This is a genomic window from Caulobacter sp. 602-1 (genome assembly GCF_003931565.1).
In the GTDB taxonomy this organism is placed as follows: domain Bacteria; phylum Pseudomonadota; class Alphaproteobacteria; order Caulobacterales; family Caulobacteraceae; genus Caulobacter.
The window spans coordinates 1-271 of sequence record NZ_RRYI01000222.1 but is presented as its reverse complement, the minus strand read 5'-3'; the positions used below and the strand labels follow the sequence as shown (position 1 = coordinate 271).

Annotated in this window: 1 pseudogene; it reads left to right on the top strand. The window is 60.1% G+C overall.

The annotated features are described in order from the left end of the window. Positions 1-271 (top strand): annotated as a pseudogene (locus tag EIK80_RS25960) (adenine phosphoribosyltransferase); the annotation flags it as partial.

Below are 271 nucleotides of genomic sequence, written 5' to 3'. Positions count from 1 at the left end.
AGTGCGTTCCGTGCCGGGCTTTCCCAAGGAAGGCATCATTTTCCGTGATTTCATGCCGGTGCTCGCCGATGCCAAAGGGCTGAGGATTCTGCTCAATGCGCTTGAGCAGGCCCTGCCGGTTCCACCCAGCGAGTTCGATTCCATCGCAGGCCTCGAATCCCGCGGATTCCTGTTTGGCCCGGCCATGGCCGCTCATCTGGGCAAAGGATTCATCGCCGTGCGTAAAGCAGGCAAGCTGCCGCCCGAAACCATTGGCGAATCCTACGACCTC